We start from the raw sequence: 14,794 nt of genomic DNA on the forward strand, positions 1-14,794 counted from the left end.
AGATGAACGAGTCGACCACTCCCGGGCCGGGCGCCACCGCCGGGGCGTCGCCCGCCACCGGCGCGCGGACCGGTTCCCCGGTGCCGAACCCGGCGGGCGGGCCGGCCACCCCGGAGGCCGCGGTGGCGGCCCTCGCGGCTTCCGGTCCCGGGGCGCCGTTCCTGATCGGGGTACGCCACCACGCACCCTCGCTGGCGGCCGCCCTGCCGGAGCTGCTGGACGCGGCGGCCCCCGACGTCCTCCTCGTCGAACTGCCCGCCGAGTTCCAGCCCTGGCTGAGCTGGCTCGCCCATGAGGAGACCGAGGCCCCGGTGGCGCTGGCCGCCGTGCCCGCCGCCGGCCCGGCGGGTGAACGGGGTCCGGCCTTCTACCCGTTCGCGGACTTCTCGCCCGAACTGGTCGCACTGCGCTGGGCGGCGAGGAACGGCGTCCCGGCCGTGGCCTGCGATCTGGCCCTGACCGACCGGGCGTGGTCGGAGGGCGGCCCCGGAGCGTCCTCGGAACCCGTGCCGGGGGAGGGGCTCGGGCTCTCCGTCGCGCTCCGGTCCCGGCTCACCGGCCGGGAGGGCGACGACCTGTGGGACCGCCTGGTGGAGGCCAAGGCGCCCGGTTCGACACCCGAGGCGCTCCGCCGCGCCGCCCTGCTCACCGGCTGGGCGCTGCGCCATGAGGCCGAGGCGCGCGGAGGGGTGCAGCGTACGGACCTGGTGCGCGAAGCCTGCATGCGCGGGCACATCGCCGATGCCCTGGCGAGCGGGCGGCGTCCCGCCGTGGTGGTGGGCGCCTTCCACACCCCGGCGCTGCTGCCGTCGGCGGCCGGGGCTGAGCCGGGCGGCCCCGGCCACCCCGGCCACCTCGACGCCGCCGCCGGGCCTGCCGGGGCCGCCGGATCCACGGTCTCCCTGATCCCGTACACGTACCCGCTGCTCGACTCACGTTCCGGTTACCCGGCCGGCATCCGGGACCCGGAGTGGCAGCACACCGTCCTGGAGGCCGCCGGGGATCCGGCCGCGGTGCACGAGGCGCTGGTCCGCACCGCCGTACGCCTCTGCGCCGCCCTGCGCGAACAGGGCCACCCGTACGGCCCGGCGGACGGCCGGGAGATCGTCCGGGTCGCCGGAGACCTGGCCCGGCTGCGCGATCTGCCCGCGCCGGGCCGCGGTGAACTCCTGGAAGCCGCGCAGACGGTGCTGGGCCGCGGCGAGACCTACGGCACGGGCCGCGCCGTCGCGTACGCCCTCGAACGCGTTCTCATCGGATCCCGCACCGGGCGGCCCGCGCCCGCCGCTCCGCGCAGCGGCCTCGGTCCCGCCGTCGAGGCGGAGGCCGAGGCCCTCGCGCTCCCCGGGCCGCAGGACACGCACGAGAAGGCGCCGCGCGACCTCAGGCTCGACCCGGCACGCTCCGCCCTGGACCGCCGCCGCGAACTGCTGCTGCGCAGACTGACGGTGTGCGGCATCCCCTACGCGCAGGAGCAGGAGGTGACCGGCGCGGCGGGAAGTGAAGGGCTGACGACGCGCTGGCGGGTCCGGTGGACCCCGGCGACCGCCGCCATGCTCACCGCGGCCGGGGCCCGCGGTGTCACCCCGGCCCAGGCGGCCGAGGGCGTGTTGCGCCAGCGGCACGCGGCCGAGCGTGCGGAAGGCGGCCCGACCGCGGCCCAGGTCGTGCGCGGCCTTGCGGAGGCCGCCGCCTGCGGGCTGCCCGCCCCGGCCGACGAACGGCTGACCGAACTGGCGGCCGTGCTCCCCGCGAGCGGAACCCTTCCCGAACTCCTCGCCGGGCTCGACCTGCTGGACCGCATCGACGCGGGCCATCTGCCGGGCCTCACCGCCCCCGACAGCCCCGAAGACCCGGCGGACGGCCCCGAAGGCTCATCGAACGGCCCCGAAGACTCCTTTCATGGCCCTGCGACTCCAAAAGCCGCCGCCGCCGCGAGGGCTGCCCGCACCGCGCACGCGGCGGAGCTGCTGACCGCCGCCGCGGTGCGCCAGGTCGACGGCCTGACCGGCTCCGAGAAGCCCGAGGAGGCCCGCGCCCTGCTCGAACTGGCCCAGCGGGCCGACCGGCTGGGAGGCATCCGGCTCACCGACGCCCTCGCCCGGCTGGCCGCCGACGGCGCCCCATTGATCGCCGCGGCCGCCGGAGCGGTCCGCGTGCTGACCGGCCACGAGGAGGCCAAGACCTTCGGGGAGCGTGTCGCCTCCTGGGTGGACGGAGCCGTGGACAGCACCTCCCGGGCCACGCTCACCGCCCGCCTCACCGGAGTCCTGACGGTCGCGGGGCCGCTCCTGACCGTCGGGGTCGGCGCCCTCGACCCCTTGCTGGACCGGGTCGTCGAGCTGGACGACTCCGCGTTCCTGGCCCGGCTGCCCGCCCTGCGCGGTGGCTTCGACACCCTCAGTCCGGCCGCCCGGGACCGCCTGCTGGGCACCGTCGAGGAGCGGCTGGGCGAACGGGTGGACCACCTGGACGCGGACGATCCGGCCGAGCTGGCCCGCCGTACGGCCGCCGACCTCGCGGCCCGCGAGCTCCTGACCGCACTCGGCCTTCCGGTCACGGCACCCGCCCACGACGACCGGCTCCCACCGCCGTCCGTCGACCGCGCCGCGCCCCGACCCACCACTGCCCTCGGACCCGGAACCCGTGCCGAGGCCGCCCCCACTACCGTGCCTTCTGCCGAGGCCGCCTCTGCCGATGTGCCCCCCACCTCCGTGCCCGGTGCCCAGGTCGCGCCCACCACGATGCCCCCTGCCGAGGCCGCCACCGCGCCCCTCACCACCGTGCCCCCGGCCGGGGCGACCCCCGCCACAGCCTCCTCCACCGAGGCGACCCCGGCCCCAGCTCCGGCCCCAGCTCCAGCTCCAGCTCCAGCTCCGGCCCCGGCTCCTGCCCGGACTCTCGCGCCCGCCGACCGCTGGCGGCTCGTGCTCGGCCGGAGCGCCGAGCGGCTGCCGTCCGGTGCCGCCCGGCTGGCGACCGCGCTGGACGAGCTCTACGGCGCGGGACACGGCGAGGGCTCCCGCGGCGGCCTCCCCGGGCAGGACGGCTCCGGAGCGGGCGGCGGCCGGGAGCCGGCGTTCCCCGGTGTCCGCGAGTGGTCCGAGGAACTGGCCGCCCTGTTCGGCCCCGGCGTCCGTGAAGAGGTCCTGGCCGCAGCGGCCGTGACCGGGCGGCAGGACGTCCTGGCCGAACTCGACCCCGCCGCCGCGACCCCTTCGGTGGAACTGCTCCGGACGATCCTGCAGTACGCCGGCGGCCTTCCCGAGGCCCGCCTCGCGGCGCTCCGCCCGCTGGTGCGCCGTCTCGTCGACGAACTGACCCGACAACTCGCCACCCGGCTGCGGCCCGCGCTGACCGGCGCGACGACGGCCCGGCCGACCCGCCGCCCCGGAGGCCGGCTCGATCTGCCGCGCACCCTGCGCGCCAATCTGGCCACCGCCCGCCGGACCACCGACGGCACGATCCGGGTGATCCCCGAGAAGCCCGTCTTCCGCAGTCGCGCCCGCAGGTCGGCCGACTGGCGCCTGATCCTGGTCACCGACGTCTCCGGATCCATGGAGGCCTCCACGATCTGGTCCGCGTTGACCGCCTCCGTGCTCGCCGGGGTGCCGACCCTGAGCACCCATTTCCTGGCGTTCTCCACGGAGGTCGTCGACCTCACCGGGCATGTGCGCGACCCCCTCTCCCTCCTGCTGGAGGTGAGCGTGGGCGGCGGCACGCACATCGCCGCCGGGCTCCGGCACGCCCGCGGGCTGATCGAGGTGCCCTCCCGCACTCTCGTCGTCGTCATCAGCGACTTCGAGGAGGGAGCGCCGCTCGCCGGACTGCTGGCCGAGGTCCGGGCTCTGGTGAACACCGGTTGCCATGTCCTCGGGTGCGCGAGCCTCGACGACGCCGGCCGGCCCCGCTACTCGACGGGCGTCGCCGGACAGCTCGTGGCCGCCGGGATGCCCGTGGCGGCCCTCAGCCCACTCGAACTGGCCCGCTGGATAGGGGAGAAGACCGCATGAACGACGACCGGTTGCCGCCCGTGGCGCCGGAGGTCACGGCCACGCTCGTGGAGGACCTCTCGCCCCGGCTGCGCAAGCGGCTGGACGCGGCGGTCACCAAGCTCGCCGCCCGCCCGACCCACCGCGACGGGGACACCACGACGATCGAGGTGGACGACGAGACCGCGCTGCGCCTGCACGCCCCGGGCGGCGTGGTGGCGAAGGCGCAGGACATCAGCTGCGGCTGCCTCCTCGCCCCCGCCTGCGTTCACCGCGCGGCCGCCGCCTGCGCCGCCCCCACGGCCGACCCGGCACCGGAGCCCGCCGAACAGCCCACCTCCGAAGCCCTCGAAGCTCCCGAGCCCTGCGAAGCCCTCGAAGTCCCCGAAGCCCCGCGGCCGGCCTCGGCGGCGGACCCCGGCACCCCCTCCCCGCCGGAGACGGCGAACCCGGCCCAGCGTGCCGCCGCCGATGCCCTCTGGGCGGCGGGCGCGGCCGTGCTGGAGGCCGGGGTCGACGGGGCCGGGGCGGTCACCCAGTCGGTCCTCCTCCGCGCCGCGCACACCGCGCGGCTCCGTCACCTGCCACGTGCTGCGGGCGCCGCACTGGCGGTCGTCACGCTGCTGCGCGCGGCCCGCGCCGGGGACCCGTCCTACCGCACCGCCGACCTCGTCACCGCCCTGGCCGAACTCCTGGGCACCGCCCGCCGCGTGGGGACGGCGTCCGGAGCGGAGCTGGCCGCCGTCCGGGGCCGCGCGCGCCGCCCGTACACTCCGGACGGCTCGCTTCGGCTGTACGGCCTGTTCACCGAACCCGTGGTCACCGACTCGGGCCACGGCGGCGTCCGCACCTGGGTCGCCGGAGCCGACGGCCGGCTCTTCACGGTCGGCGATGTGGCGCCCGGCGGCGCGGGGCGCGCCCTCGGCGTGGCCGACCGGGCGGTGCGCCTGGGGGACAGCGCGCTCACCCACCGGGAGCTGGGCCGGGCGGGCCTGGCCGTGTCGGGGGCGACGGTCTCGCCGGACGGCCGACTGGGCGCGGGAAAGGGCGTCAAGGCCGTCACCGCCCGGGGTGCGGCGTGGACGGAACCGCCGCTCGCCGCCCTCTGGGAGACACCGCCGTCCGAACAGGTCGCCCGCGCCCTGCGGTCCACCTCCCGCTACGCGGACCCGGACGGCGGCGGCAGCGACCTGCTCTTCCTGGACGTCGAACTCCTCGGCGCGGTACGGGAGGCGGGCGGCACCTGTCTGCTCGCGCTGTGCGAGGGAGGCGTCCGCGTCCGGCTCGCCGTCGCCGACGACGACCCCGCGCTGGCGCACCGCGACAACCTGGCGCTGCTGGCCGCGGCGCCGGGCGCCCGGCTGAGGATCATCGGCCGCCTGGCTCCCGCACCCCACCCCCGGCTCACCCTCCTCGCGTGCTCGCACCCCACCGGCGAGGGCACCGTCGACCTCGGCCTCGACCGGTTGCGCCGCGCCGACCTCCCGGACCCGGCCGCCCCCGCGCGCTTCGCCCCGCCGCGGCCCGCCGGTTCCGTCGCGCAGTCGCCCCTGTACCTCCTGGAGCGCCGGGTCGAACAGACGGTTCCGGCGGGCCGCGCCGCCCTGGGCATGCTGGGCGATGTCACCGCCGAGGCCGTGCGGATCCGCCGCGCCGGCCTTCCCACGGCCGCCGCACTCCTCACCGCCCTGTGCGCCTCGGCGGCCCAGCGTGACCGCGATCTCTTCGGCCGCCTGCTCCCGGCCGACACCGACGGCTTCGCCGCCTACTGGCTGGCCGCCGCCCGCTACACGGCCGCCGTGGCCGAATCCCTGTGCTCAGCTGCCTGGGATCCGACCACGTAGGGCGCACCGTGGGAACGCGGGGTGTCAGAGCCGTTCGATCCAGATGTTGCGGAACCTCGGGTTCTCACCGGGGTCCCCGTGGTCCTGCAACTTGATGTGGCCCGGGGCGGGTCCCTCCGGGCGGCCCGCCCCGGTCGGTCCGGCGATGGCGACGTCTCTGTGCACCAGCTTGCCGTTCCACCGGAGAGTCACCCGCGCGTCCTCCACCTTCTTTCCGTCGCTGTCGAAGCGCGCCGCCCGGAACTCGATGTCGTAGCGCTGCCAGGTGCCGGACGGTGTCGCGGCGTTGACGTCGGGGGCCTTGCGCAGGTAGATCGATCCGGCGTCGTTGGTGGCGGGTACGTCGACCCCGAACGACTCCAGGATCTGGAGTTCGTACCGCTCCTGGATGTAGATCCCGCTGTTGCCCCGGGCCTGTCCGGTGACCTCCGGCGGGTAGTGGGGCTGGTACCACTCGGCGTGCATCCGGAAGTCGCCGTACTTCTCCTTCGTACGGATGTCTCCGCCGAGGGACTCCACGGAGCCGTCCGCCACCGGCCACGTCGCCGGACCGCCGGCGTTCGACTCCCAGGCGTCGAGGTTCGTGCCGTCGAAGAGCGTGGTGCGCTTCGTCGGGGTGACGGTGAGGTTGTCGAGGTTCACATGACCGTCGTCCTCGGGCTCATAGGCGTACGTGATCGTGTTCGCGCCCTTGCGCAGGGGCACCGATTCGATGTGGGTCGCCCACGTGTTCCAGGTGACGGTGGAGTTCAGCCAGATCTGCTTGTGGCGCTCGCCGTTGACGTACAGGGTCATCGACCGGGGCTTCGGCTCCGGGTCGGAGTTCTGCCCGTTCGCGTACCGCAGGGCGAGGTCGTGCTTCCCCTTCTTGTCGGCGCGCACCGCGAAGGTGGTGCGGGAGCCCGGCTCCCAGTTGTTGTCGATGAAGCCGGTGCCGGAGTAGCCGGAGTGGTTGTCGTTGAACTTGGTGCCGCCGGACAGCGAGGCGGACTCCGCCTCGTACACCGGCGGCGGCTTCGACCCGTCGGGCAGCGTGTTGAGGCTGTACCAGGCCTCGGTGCTCCACAGCTCCGCTCCGGACTCCGCCGCGAACGGGCGCGGGGACTGCACGTGCACCACCCGGCCGGGGCGCAGGCCGTCCATCTTCAGCGTCACCGTCCTGCGGTCCTCGGAGAGCGTCGCGGAGGTGATGTCGAGGGTCTCCTCGTCGGCCTTCGGGCCGCCGTACCTCGGGGTCGCCACATAACGCCACTGCTGGGCCTCGTACTTGGCCGCCAGGTCCTCGGCGGTCTCCTCGGAGACCGGCTGGGTGTACTCGATCGCGAAACCGCCGTCGACCGCCCGCATGGCACGCATGTCGAAGGCGTCGTCGCCGGTGAGCGCGAGCTTCTGGAGGCCGAACTTGAGCTTGCCCTCCTGGCCCCAGTTCCCGGAGTCACCGATGCCGCCGGCGTAGATCGCCCCGTCCGGGCCGAGGCTGATCCGGTTGACCCCGGCCTCAAGGCCCTGCGTCATCCGGAACACCGCGCCCTGGTACTCGCCGCCGACCTTCTCCAGGTACGCCCGCTGAAGGCCGCCGTAGGTCACGTCACCGAACACCATCTGCCCGGCGAAGGGCCCTTCGGGCAGCAGGATCGGGTTGCTCGGCGAGTTGGAGATCTCGCCGTGCGGCAGCCAGAGGACGGGCTCGGTCACCGGCTGGTCGTCGTAGACGCCGTCCGGGTTGGTGTGGTGGTTGTAGAAGGCGCCCTGCTTGATGCGCACCAGCTTCGACGTCGGCACGTAGGCGCCCTGGTTGTCGGTGGCGAAGATCTCGCCGTCCGGGCCCCAGCCGAGTCCGTTCGGGGTGCGCAGCCCCCCGGCCACGTACGACACCTTGCCGGTCTTCTTGTTGATCTTGAGGGTGGAGCCGCGGTTGGGCACGTTCTGCGGGTCCTGGGTCGCGCCGCCCGGCACCATGGCGATGCCCGTGCTGACGTAGAAGTGCCCCTTCTCGTACAGCAGCCCGAACGCGAACTCGTGGTAGTTGCCGCCGAACGGCCAGGTCGCGATCTGGCGGTACTCGTCGGTGACCTCGTCGCCGTCCTTGTCGACCAGCGCGGTCAGACCGTCCTTCTCGGAGACGTAGAGGGTGCCGTCGACGTACTTGAGGCCCATCGGCTCCAGCAGGTCCTCGGCGACCAGCTTCTTGGTCACCTTCGACGGGTCGGTGTTCCCGGTGACGTTGTCGAGCAGATACACCTGCCCGAGCTCGCTCTCCCTGCTGCCGCCCCAGGTGCTGACGGCCAGTCGGCCGTCCGGCAGCCAGTCCATGCCGGTGACCTGCGGTTCGAAACCGTCGGGGCGCAGATCGGTCAGCGTGTAGTCGGGGTGCACGCCGGCCAGCGGCAGGCCGTCGCCCGGTGACTCGTCGATGCCCTCGCACAGCTTGCGGCCCGGCGAGGTGACCCGGGTGACGTCGGCGTCGGTGCTCAGCACCGAGGTGGGCACGACGGTGTACGCGTCCGACCCGGGCGGTCGCCACTCCAGCAGGAGACGCTGGTCGTACTCGCCGTCCCAGTGGTCGATGCGCAACGCGTGGTGGCCCTCGGTCAGTTCGGCCGAGCCTTCCTTGGGCTGGGCGCCGTGCTTGCCTCCGTTGTCGATGATCTGCGTGCCGTCGATGATCAGCCGCGAGCCGTCGTCGCTGGTGATGCGGAAGTCGTACGTCCCGGCCGACTCGACGTTCAGGTACGCGGTGACCTCGGTGACGAACTTGCCGCTCAGCCCGAAGTCCTCGGCGGTGGTCCAGTCGATGGTCGGCTTCAACTCGTCGACGTTGGGCGTCTGCCCCGGCTTGAGCGTGCAGAAGTCTTCCAACGCCATCTGTACGTCGAACACCCGCATGGTCACGCCCGGTTCCTGGGGCGGTATGTCGGGGGGCTGGGCCGCGGCCTGACCCTGGGTGAGGGAGACGAGGAACAGGGCTGAGACGAGTACGGCCAAACGCCGCATGGGCCTTCCTCCTTGAGGGCCGAAGGCAGCCGGCGGTCCAGTGGCTGACGGGCTGCCGTTCACAGTGAAGGGCAGGCCCCACGGAAAAGGCAACGGGTCGGCAAGCGCTTTCTGTCTATCGTTGGAAAATCCATGGGGCGGAGTTCTCTCAACTCCTGCCCGAGAAGACCGGTGGAATGGGGAAAGCGCTTGCGTTCAGGCTCCATCTTTTCGGGGCGTCCCGCTAAGGGGTGCTCTTGTCTCCTCTGTGCCGCGCAGACGTCAGGCCCCGCTCCTGCGGCGGCGCGCGCGCTCGAACTCGGCGACGTCCGACATCCAGCGGCCGTGCGGTCCGAGCGCCGCGCAGCCACCCCGGACGAACGCGCCTACCAGCTTCCGGTATCCGCCGATCCCGTCGACCAGGCTGTACTCGACCCGGTACTCCGGATCCGCCCCGCCCACACCCGCACGCACCGTCGTGACCCGGGCGATGGAGTCCGCGTAGAAGTGGAGCTGGATCCCTTCGCCCATCGCCTCGTCCTCGATGGTGAACACCTCGTTGTCCGAGGCGGAGCGCTCGCCGACGAACTCCCAGAACTCCGCGGTGGCGGTGCGGGAGCCGCCCGAGAGCCACTTCCTCTCGGCGCCCTTGTCGTCGGTGAACGACAGAGCCGTCTTCCTCGCCCGTCCGCCGGCATCGGCGCCGTCCCCGGCAGCCTCTTCCTCATCCTCCACGGGTGTGTCCCTGGAGCGATGGGCGGCCTCCGAGCACATCAGGAAGCTCAGGGTGCGCACCGCGTCATCGGCGAGCGCGGGGTGCGCACGGCGCACGTCCGCCTCGACCGCCGCCGCCATCCGATTCCAGTCGCCCTTGTCCGTGGCACGCTTTCCCCGTCGCGGATCGCGGCTGATCCGCATCCCGGCGGACGCCTGCTCCGCGGTGGCGATCACCCGCATGACCTCGGGGAGCAGCGCGGGAGCGACGGCGTCGGGCAACCGCCTCGGAATCGTCGCCCCGTGCAGATACTGGCCCGTGTACCGCAGAATCGCGGCGTCGAGCGGGCCGAGTACGGCTCCGCGCTCGGCGCGACGGCGGTCCGCGTGGTACTCCTGGGCCCGTTTCGCGTCGGCCGTCTCCGTCGCCGTACGCATCGCCGCGCAGACCTCACCGCTCTCCAGCAGACCGATGTCGGCCCCGTGCGCGATGAGCCGGCCCCTGTCCCACGGGATGCGCCGGAAGAGCGCGTCGACGTTGGTGGGCGAGGAGAGGAGGATCGGGTCCAGCAGTGCGACGGCGGCGCCCTCGTCCAGTGGGCCGCGGGTGCCGGCGGCGTCGCACAGCGGAAGAACCGCGCTCCACAGCAGCAGGTGTCTGCCCAGATCCTCGCGGATCACCGCGAGATGGGCCTCCCGCATCGGGAACGTGAAGGTGCGGGGCTCATGGTTGGCGTCGGCCCCGGCGCCCAGCATCAGCCTCAGTTCACCGCCGTCGCGGACCACGTTCGGGATCCAGCCGCTCCGGCGGGTGAAAACCATGTCGTTCATGGGGCTCAGTCTTCCCCACCGGAGGAGGCCGGAGCCCCGGGCCCCGTCGGTCGGGCGGCCGCACCCCGGGACCGATGACGCCGGCCGTCAGGGCTTCCTGGCCACCGCGCCGTACATGGCGATGTCCCGGCCGTCGACGCCGCTCTGCTCCGGACCGGGGCGCCAGGTGTGCACCTGGGTGACTCCCGGGTCCTGCAACTCCAGCCCGTCGAAGAACGAGGTGGCGGTCGGCAGATCACGCAGGACGAAGGGCATACCTTGCTGACGGTATTCCTCCGCCACCCGGTTGACCTCCTCCGGTGCGAAGTCCGCGGTGCCGATGGTCATGGCCAGATAGCTGCCGGACGGCAGCGGATCCAGCAGCCTGCTGATCAGGCGCCGGTCGTCGGGCGGCAGGATGAAGTGCATGATGCCGATCACCATCAGGCCGACGGGCCGGTCCAGGTCGATCAGCTCCTGGAACTCCTGGCTGCCGAGGATGGCGTCGGGATCGTGCATGTCGGAGTCCACGTACGCGGTGGCGCCCTCGGCCGAACTCTGCAGCAGGGCCCGCGCGTGCGCGAGCACGATGGGGTCGTTGTCCACGTAGACCACATGCGACTCCGGCGCCACCTCCTGCACGATCTGGTGCAGGTTGGGAGGGGTCGGCAGCCCCGTACCGATGTCGAGGAACTGGCGGATGCCGCACTCCTCGGCGAGGAAACGGGCGGCGCGGTGCATGAACCGGCGGTTCTCCATCATGTGGACCGGCAGGGCGGGCCAGTGGCGGCTCATCGCGTCGCCGGCTTCGGCGTCGACGGGGTAGTGGTCCTTCCCGCCCAGGATGTAGTCGTAGACCCGGGCGGAGTGGGCGCGGGAGGTGGCGAGTCGGCTCTGCGGGTCTTGGGGGTTGCTCATGCGGGGCCTCTTTCGGTCAGGTGCGGCTGGTTCGACGGTATCGGGCGGTGTCGGGTACGTGAGCGGGGCGGCCGGGGCCACGACCGGCCGCCGGGGCCGGGGTGACGCTTCCGGACCGCACCTCTTTCCGTCGCCGGGCTACTGGCCCGAACGGGCTTGCAGGGCGATGACGGCGATGTCGTCCCGCCGGTTCTGGGCGGCCGGCAGGAGTCTTCGGATCAGTGTCGCCAGGGGCACCCCCGCCCGCACCAGGGCTTCGGTGCGCCGGCGCAGACGCCGGAGGTTGTCGCCGATGTCCGTACCCGGTGTTTCCACCAGCCCGTCGGTGTAGAGGACCAGGGTGTCGCCCTCCCGGATGACCGTGTGGAGATCGGTACGCGGCAGGCCGTCGGTGACGCACAGCGGAGGGTCCGGGGCCGCGAGGTCGTGCAGGTAGCGCGGCGGCGCGTCACGAGGGATCAGCAGGGGCGGCGGGTGACCGGCGTTGGACAGGGTGACACGCCAGAGGTGAGGGGCCAGCCGGCGGATGACCGCGTGCACCGCCGTGACCATCGACGGCCCGTCGAGCGCCTGCACGATGTGGTCGAGCCGGCTCAGGGTGACCGCCGGGCTGGCGGCCGGCCCGCTGTCGTAGGCGAGCCCTCGCAACAGGCTGTTGACACGGCCCATCGCGGCGGCCGCGTCCAGGTCATGGCCCGCGATGTCGCCGATGGACAGGGCGAGCGCGTCCTCCGAGAGCCTGACCGCGTCGTACCAGTCCCCGCCGACCTCCGCGGCCGAGTCGGCCGGATGGTAGAGCGCGGTGATCGAGATGCCGTCGACGGCCGACGGGGGAGAGAGGAAGGACTGCTGCAGGGCGAGCGCCTTGTCGCGGATTCTCTGCAGCTCCATGGTTCGGCGCAGCGGGCCGCTCATCTGCTGGAAGACGTCCTGCAACAGGTTCAGATCGGCCTCGTCCGGCGGCGGGTTCCCCCGACAGGTCGTCGTGGTGGCCAGGGCGACGGCCCGGCCGTCCACCACGACGGGAAGCAGCGCGACGCTGGTCGCACCGGCTTTGCGCAGCCACCGTACGGACGCCTTCGAGAGGCCGTCCTCGGGAGGCTCCCCGGCCGGGAAGGTCAGCAGGCGGGCCTCCTGGCTCTCGATGACCTGACGTGGGGCCCCGCCCCACAGGATGTCCCGGTCCAGCGGGTACAGCGACGGCAGCCCGGGCGCCAGCCCCACGCTCTCCGTCGATGCCGCGGACGCCATGCCGTCGGCGAGCCCGTGACCGGGCCCGGGCTCGCCCTGCACATGGAACACGGCGACGGCGTCGGCGAGTTCGGGGACGACGGCGGCCGCGGTCGTCAGGAACGCCTCGGACAGGTCGTGCGCGGCCGGTACCGCCGCCATACGGGCCAGCAGCTTCTCCCGCATCCGATTGCGCCAGTGCTCCTCGGCGTCGGCGGCCGTGCCGACCCATTCGGTGTCACCTGCCTCGTCCAGGACGGGCACGGCGATGATCTTGATGTGGCGGAAACGGTCGGGGGCGTCCTTGAGCCGCACCCGTACGATCGTGTCGAGCGGAGACCTCTCCTCGGTGGTCCTGCGCCAGGCCCGCCGGAACCAGTCCCGGTCCTTCGGATGTACGGCGTCCATCCACGACGCCTCGCCGTCCGGGTGCCACAGCTGCTCCTTCATGCCGCTGTGCGACAGAAGCGTGATGACCCCGTCGGCGGACAGCACCCAGACCGACTGCGGCACGGCGCTCATCAGCGCCGTGTAGTGCCGGAGAAGACGTTCCTGATTCACCGCCCCCGCCTTCGATGTCGCCCGACGGCCCTCCGGCGGAGGTCGTTCAGTGGTCGTCCCAGTGGTCGCCGTGCTGGGCGTGCCGATGTCCGTCGTGGACGTAGTCGACGTGGTCCTCGTGCGGTACGGCGACGTGACCGCAGTCCGTTCCGTGCCGGTGCTCGTGTCCGTCGTGCACCGTGTGCGACGTGGTCGCGCACTCGTCCGCATGGTCCTCGTGCACCCGGTGCAGGTGCCCGTCGTGCGCGTAGTCGATGTGGTCGCCGTGCGGGATCGCCACGTGGCCGCATCCCGGGGCGTGTGTGTGCGGGTGCGCGGGGTGAGGCTGGTGCGCCGTGGTCGTGGACATCTCGCAGACTCCTTCGCGGGGGGCGCGGGACTGTTCCGCGCAGGCACCAAGGCGGACATATCCTGCTTTTCTCGCAGTTTAAGTCCGCCGTGGTGCTGCTGCCTCCGGGCGCGCCGGACCGGGCCGCCCACGAGGAGCGGGCGGGGCGCGACCCCGCGGGACCCGCGCTCCCCGCCCGCTCCTCGGCGTCAGTGCTGCTTGACGCCGCTCAGCTCGTCCGGAGCCTTCGGCAGGTCGGCGGAGGCCAGTCGCTCGCCCGACTCGATGTCGACGGCCAGCAGCTTCTTGCCCGAGGGGTCGGAGACGTACGCCGTGTGGTCCCGTACGAACAGCGCCGGGCGGGGCTGCTGCCAGTCCAGCGGCTCCTGCCACGGGTCGAGGACGGCGATCTTCCTGGTGACCTTGCCCGTGTCGGGGTCGATCACGTGGATGCTGCCGTCGGTGCCCAGGACGAGAGCCTCCCCGTGCGGGCCGCGCGCCAGGGAGCGGAAGGTGTAGCTCGTGCCGATGTCGACCAGCCGCATCGTGCCGGTCCGGGTGTCGATGAGGGACACCTGCTCGGGGCGCTCCAGCTCGGCGTCCTTGTCCTTCTTGTAGTCGCCGAGGACGACGGGCGACTCGTCGGAACCGGCCTGGTTGCCGATCCGGCCGTAGTCCGTCGGGCTCTTCACCTTCTTGACGGCGCCGTCCTTGTAGATGAGAACGCCGTCCTCGCAGCCGATGACGACGGCCTCGCCCTGGGCGGTGGCCTCCCCGTGGACGCCGGGGCACTCCTCGCTGCGGGTGATCTCCTTGCGGTCCTTGCCGAGTACGGTGATGCCGACGCGCTTCTCCTCCGTGCCGAGGGTGGTCACCAGGGTGCCGTCGGCGAGCTGGATCGCGACACCGTGGTGCGGGGCCGCGGAGGTGTAGGTCTCGGTCTTCGGCTTCGTGTCGCCGAGGTCCTTCGGATCGAGGACCGTGACGACACCGGTGCCGTCGGAGAAGAGAACGGTCCGGCCCGCGTGGCGGACGACGTGGCCCGGCTTGCTGCCCTCGAACTCGACGTCGGTGAGCTTTCCGCCCACCGCGTCGAGGACCTGGAATCCGGTGGCCGTGGAGACCATCACATGGCGCTCGCTGCCTGCGGGATTGACGCGGTTGAACCCGGCCAGCGGTATGTCCTTCGCGAGCTTCAGTGTCGCTCCGTCCAGGACGTACAGGCCTCCGTCGTACGTGGTGACGATCGGGTCCTGGATCCGGGCGGCCGGTGAACCCGGCTTCTTCTCCGTCGACTCGGCCGCGGAGTCCCCGGCGTCGTTGCCGCAGGCGGTGAGGGCCAGGGATGCCACGATCAGGGCGGCGACGGCGGCCGTCGTCCTCGGGCGTGCTGCGTGCTTCATCAGATGCATTTCCTTCTCCGG

The 14,794-nt window shown here is 73.0% G+C and carries 8 protein-coding genes; 2 read left to right on the forward strand and 6 right to left on the reverse strand.

Annotated elements, in window-relative coordinates; all coding sequences use genetic code 11:
• Window positions 1–2 precede the first annotated feature (2 nt).
• Both KV381_RS33925 and KV381_RS33930 read left to right on the forward strand, forming a co-directional pair.
• The gene (locus tag KV381_RS33925) at window positions 3–4,013 is read left to right on the forward strand and encodes a DUF5682 family protein (protein WP_218787002.1); all 4,011 of its coding nucleotides are present in this window, start codon (window positions 3–5) and stop codon (window positions 4,011–4,013) included.
• Complete coding sequence (locus KV381_RS33930; protein ID WP_086777241.1) at window positions 4,010–5,836, forward strand: hypothetical protein; 1,827 nt, start codon at window positions 4,010–4,012, stop codon at window positions 5,834–5,836. The genes KV381_RS33925 and KV381_RS33930 overlap by 4 nt, the downstream gene beginning before the upstream one ends.
• A 24-nt stretch (window positions 5,837–5,860) precedes the next feature.
• On the opposite strand, the gene KV381_RS33935 is transcribed toward KV381_RS33930, so the two are convergent.
• From KV381_RS33935 to aztD, 6 genes are all read right to left on the reverse strand, one after another.
• On the reverse strand, window positions 5,861–8,830 hold the full coding sequence (locus KV381_RS33935) for a family 16 glycoside hydrolase (RefSeq protein ID WP_218787003.1): 2,970 nt from the start codon (window positions 8,828–8,830) through the stop codon (window positions 5,861–5,863).
• Window positions 8,831–9,091: 261 nt separating this feature from the next.
• A complete protein-coding gene (locus KV381_RS33940; RefSeq protein ID WP_218787004.1) occupies window positions 9,092–10,354 on the reverse strand; it encodes a DUF6357 family protein in 1,263 nt (420 codons plus the stop codon).
• Between the two features lie 87 nt (window positions 10,355–10,441).
• The gene (locus KV381_RS33945) at window positions 10,442–11,251 is read right to left on the reverse strand and encodes an SAM-dependent methyltransferase (RefSeq protein ID WP_030081684.1); all 810 of its coding nucleotides are present in this window, start codon (window positions 11,249–11,251) and stop codon (window positions 10,442–10,444) included.
• Window positions 11,252–11,389: 138 nt separating this feature from the next.
• Entirely contained in the window at window positions 11,390–13,042 is a 1,653-nt protein-coding gene (locus KV381_RS33950) for a SpoIIE family protein phosphatase (RefSeq protein ID WP_086777238.1), read from the reverse strand.
• Between the two features lie 46 nt (window positions 13,043–13,088).
• Entirely contained in the window at window positions 13,089–13,391 is a 303-nt protein-coding gene (locus KV381_RS33955; protein WP_030633661.1) for a hypothetical protein, read from the reverse strand.
• A gap of 188 nt (window positions 13,392–13,579) precedes the next feature.
• Window positions 13,580–14,773, reverse strand: a complete 1,194-nt coding sequence (gene aztD, locus KV381_RS33960) for a zinc metallochaperone AztD (RefSeq protein ID WP_218787005.1) — start codon at window positions 14,771–14,773, stop codon at window positions 13,580–13,582.
• Between the last annotated feature and the right edge of the window lie 21 nt (window positions 14,774–14,794).

Source organism: Streptomyces sp. WY228 (genome assembly GCF_019287315.1).
In the GTDB taxonomy this organism is placed as follows: Bacteria; Actinomycetota; Actinomycetes; order Streptomycetales; family Streptomycetaceae; genus Streptomyces; species Streptomyces caviscabies.

Bases quoted from the DNA above. Each gene is read 5' to 3' on its own strand.
- KV381_RS33925 (WP_218787002.1), top strand. From the start codon at position 3: ATGAACGAGTCGACCACTCCCGGGCCGGGCGCCACCGCCGGGGCGTCG.
- KV381_RS33930 (WP_086777241.1), top strand. From the start codon at position 4,010: ATGAACGACGACCGGTTGCCGCCCGTGGCGCCGGAGGTCACGGCCACG.
- KV381_RS33935 (WP_218787003.1), bottom strand. From the start codon at position 8,830: ATGCGGCGTTTGGCCGTACTCGTCTCAGCCCTGTTCCTCGTCTCCCTC.
- KV381_RS33940 (WP_218787004.1), bottom strand. From the start codon at position 10,354: ATGAACGACATGGTTTTCACCCGCCGGAGCGGCTGGATCCCGAACGTG.
- KV381_RS33945 (WP_030081684.1), bottom strand. From the start codon at position 11,251: ATGAGCAACCCCCAAGACCCGCAGAGCCGACTCGCCACCTCCCGCGCC.
- KV381_RS33955 (WP_030633661.1), bottom strand. From the start codon at position 13,391: ATGTCCACGACCACGGCGCACCAGCCTCACCCCGCGCACCCGCACACA.
- aztD (WP_218787005.1), bottom strand. From the start codon at position 14,773: ATGAAGCACGCAGCACGCCCGAGGACGACGGCCGCCGTCGCCGCCCTG.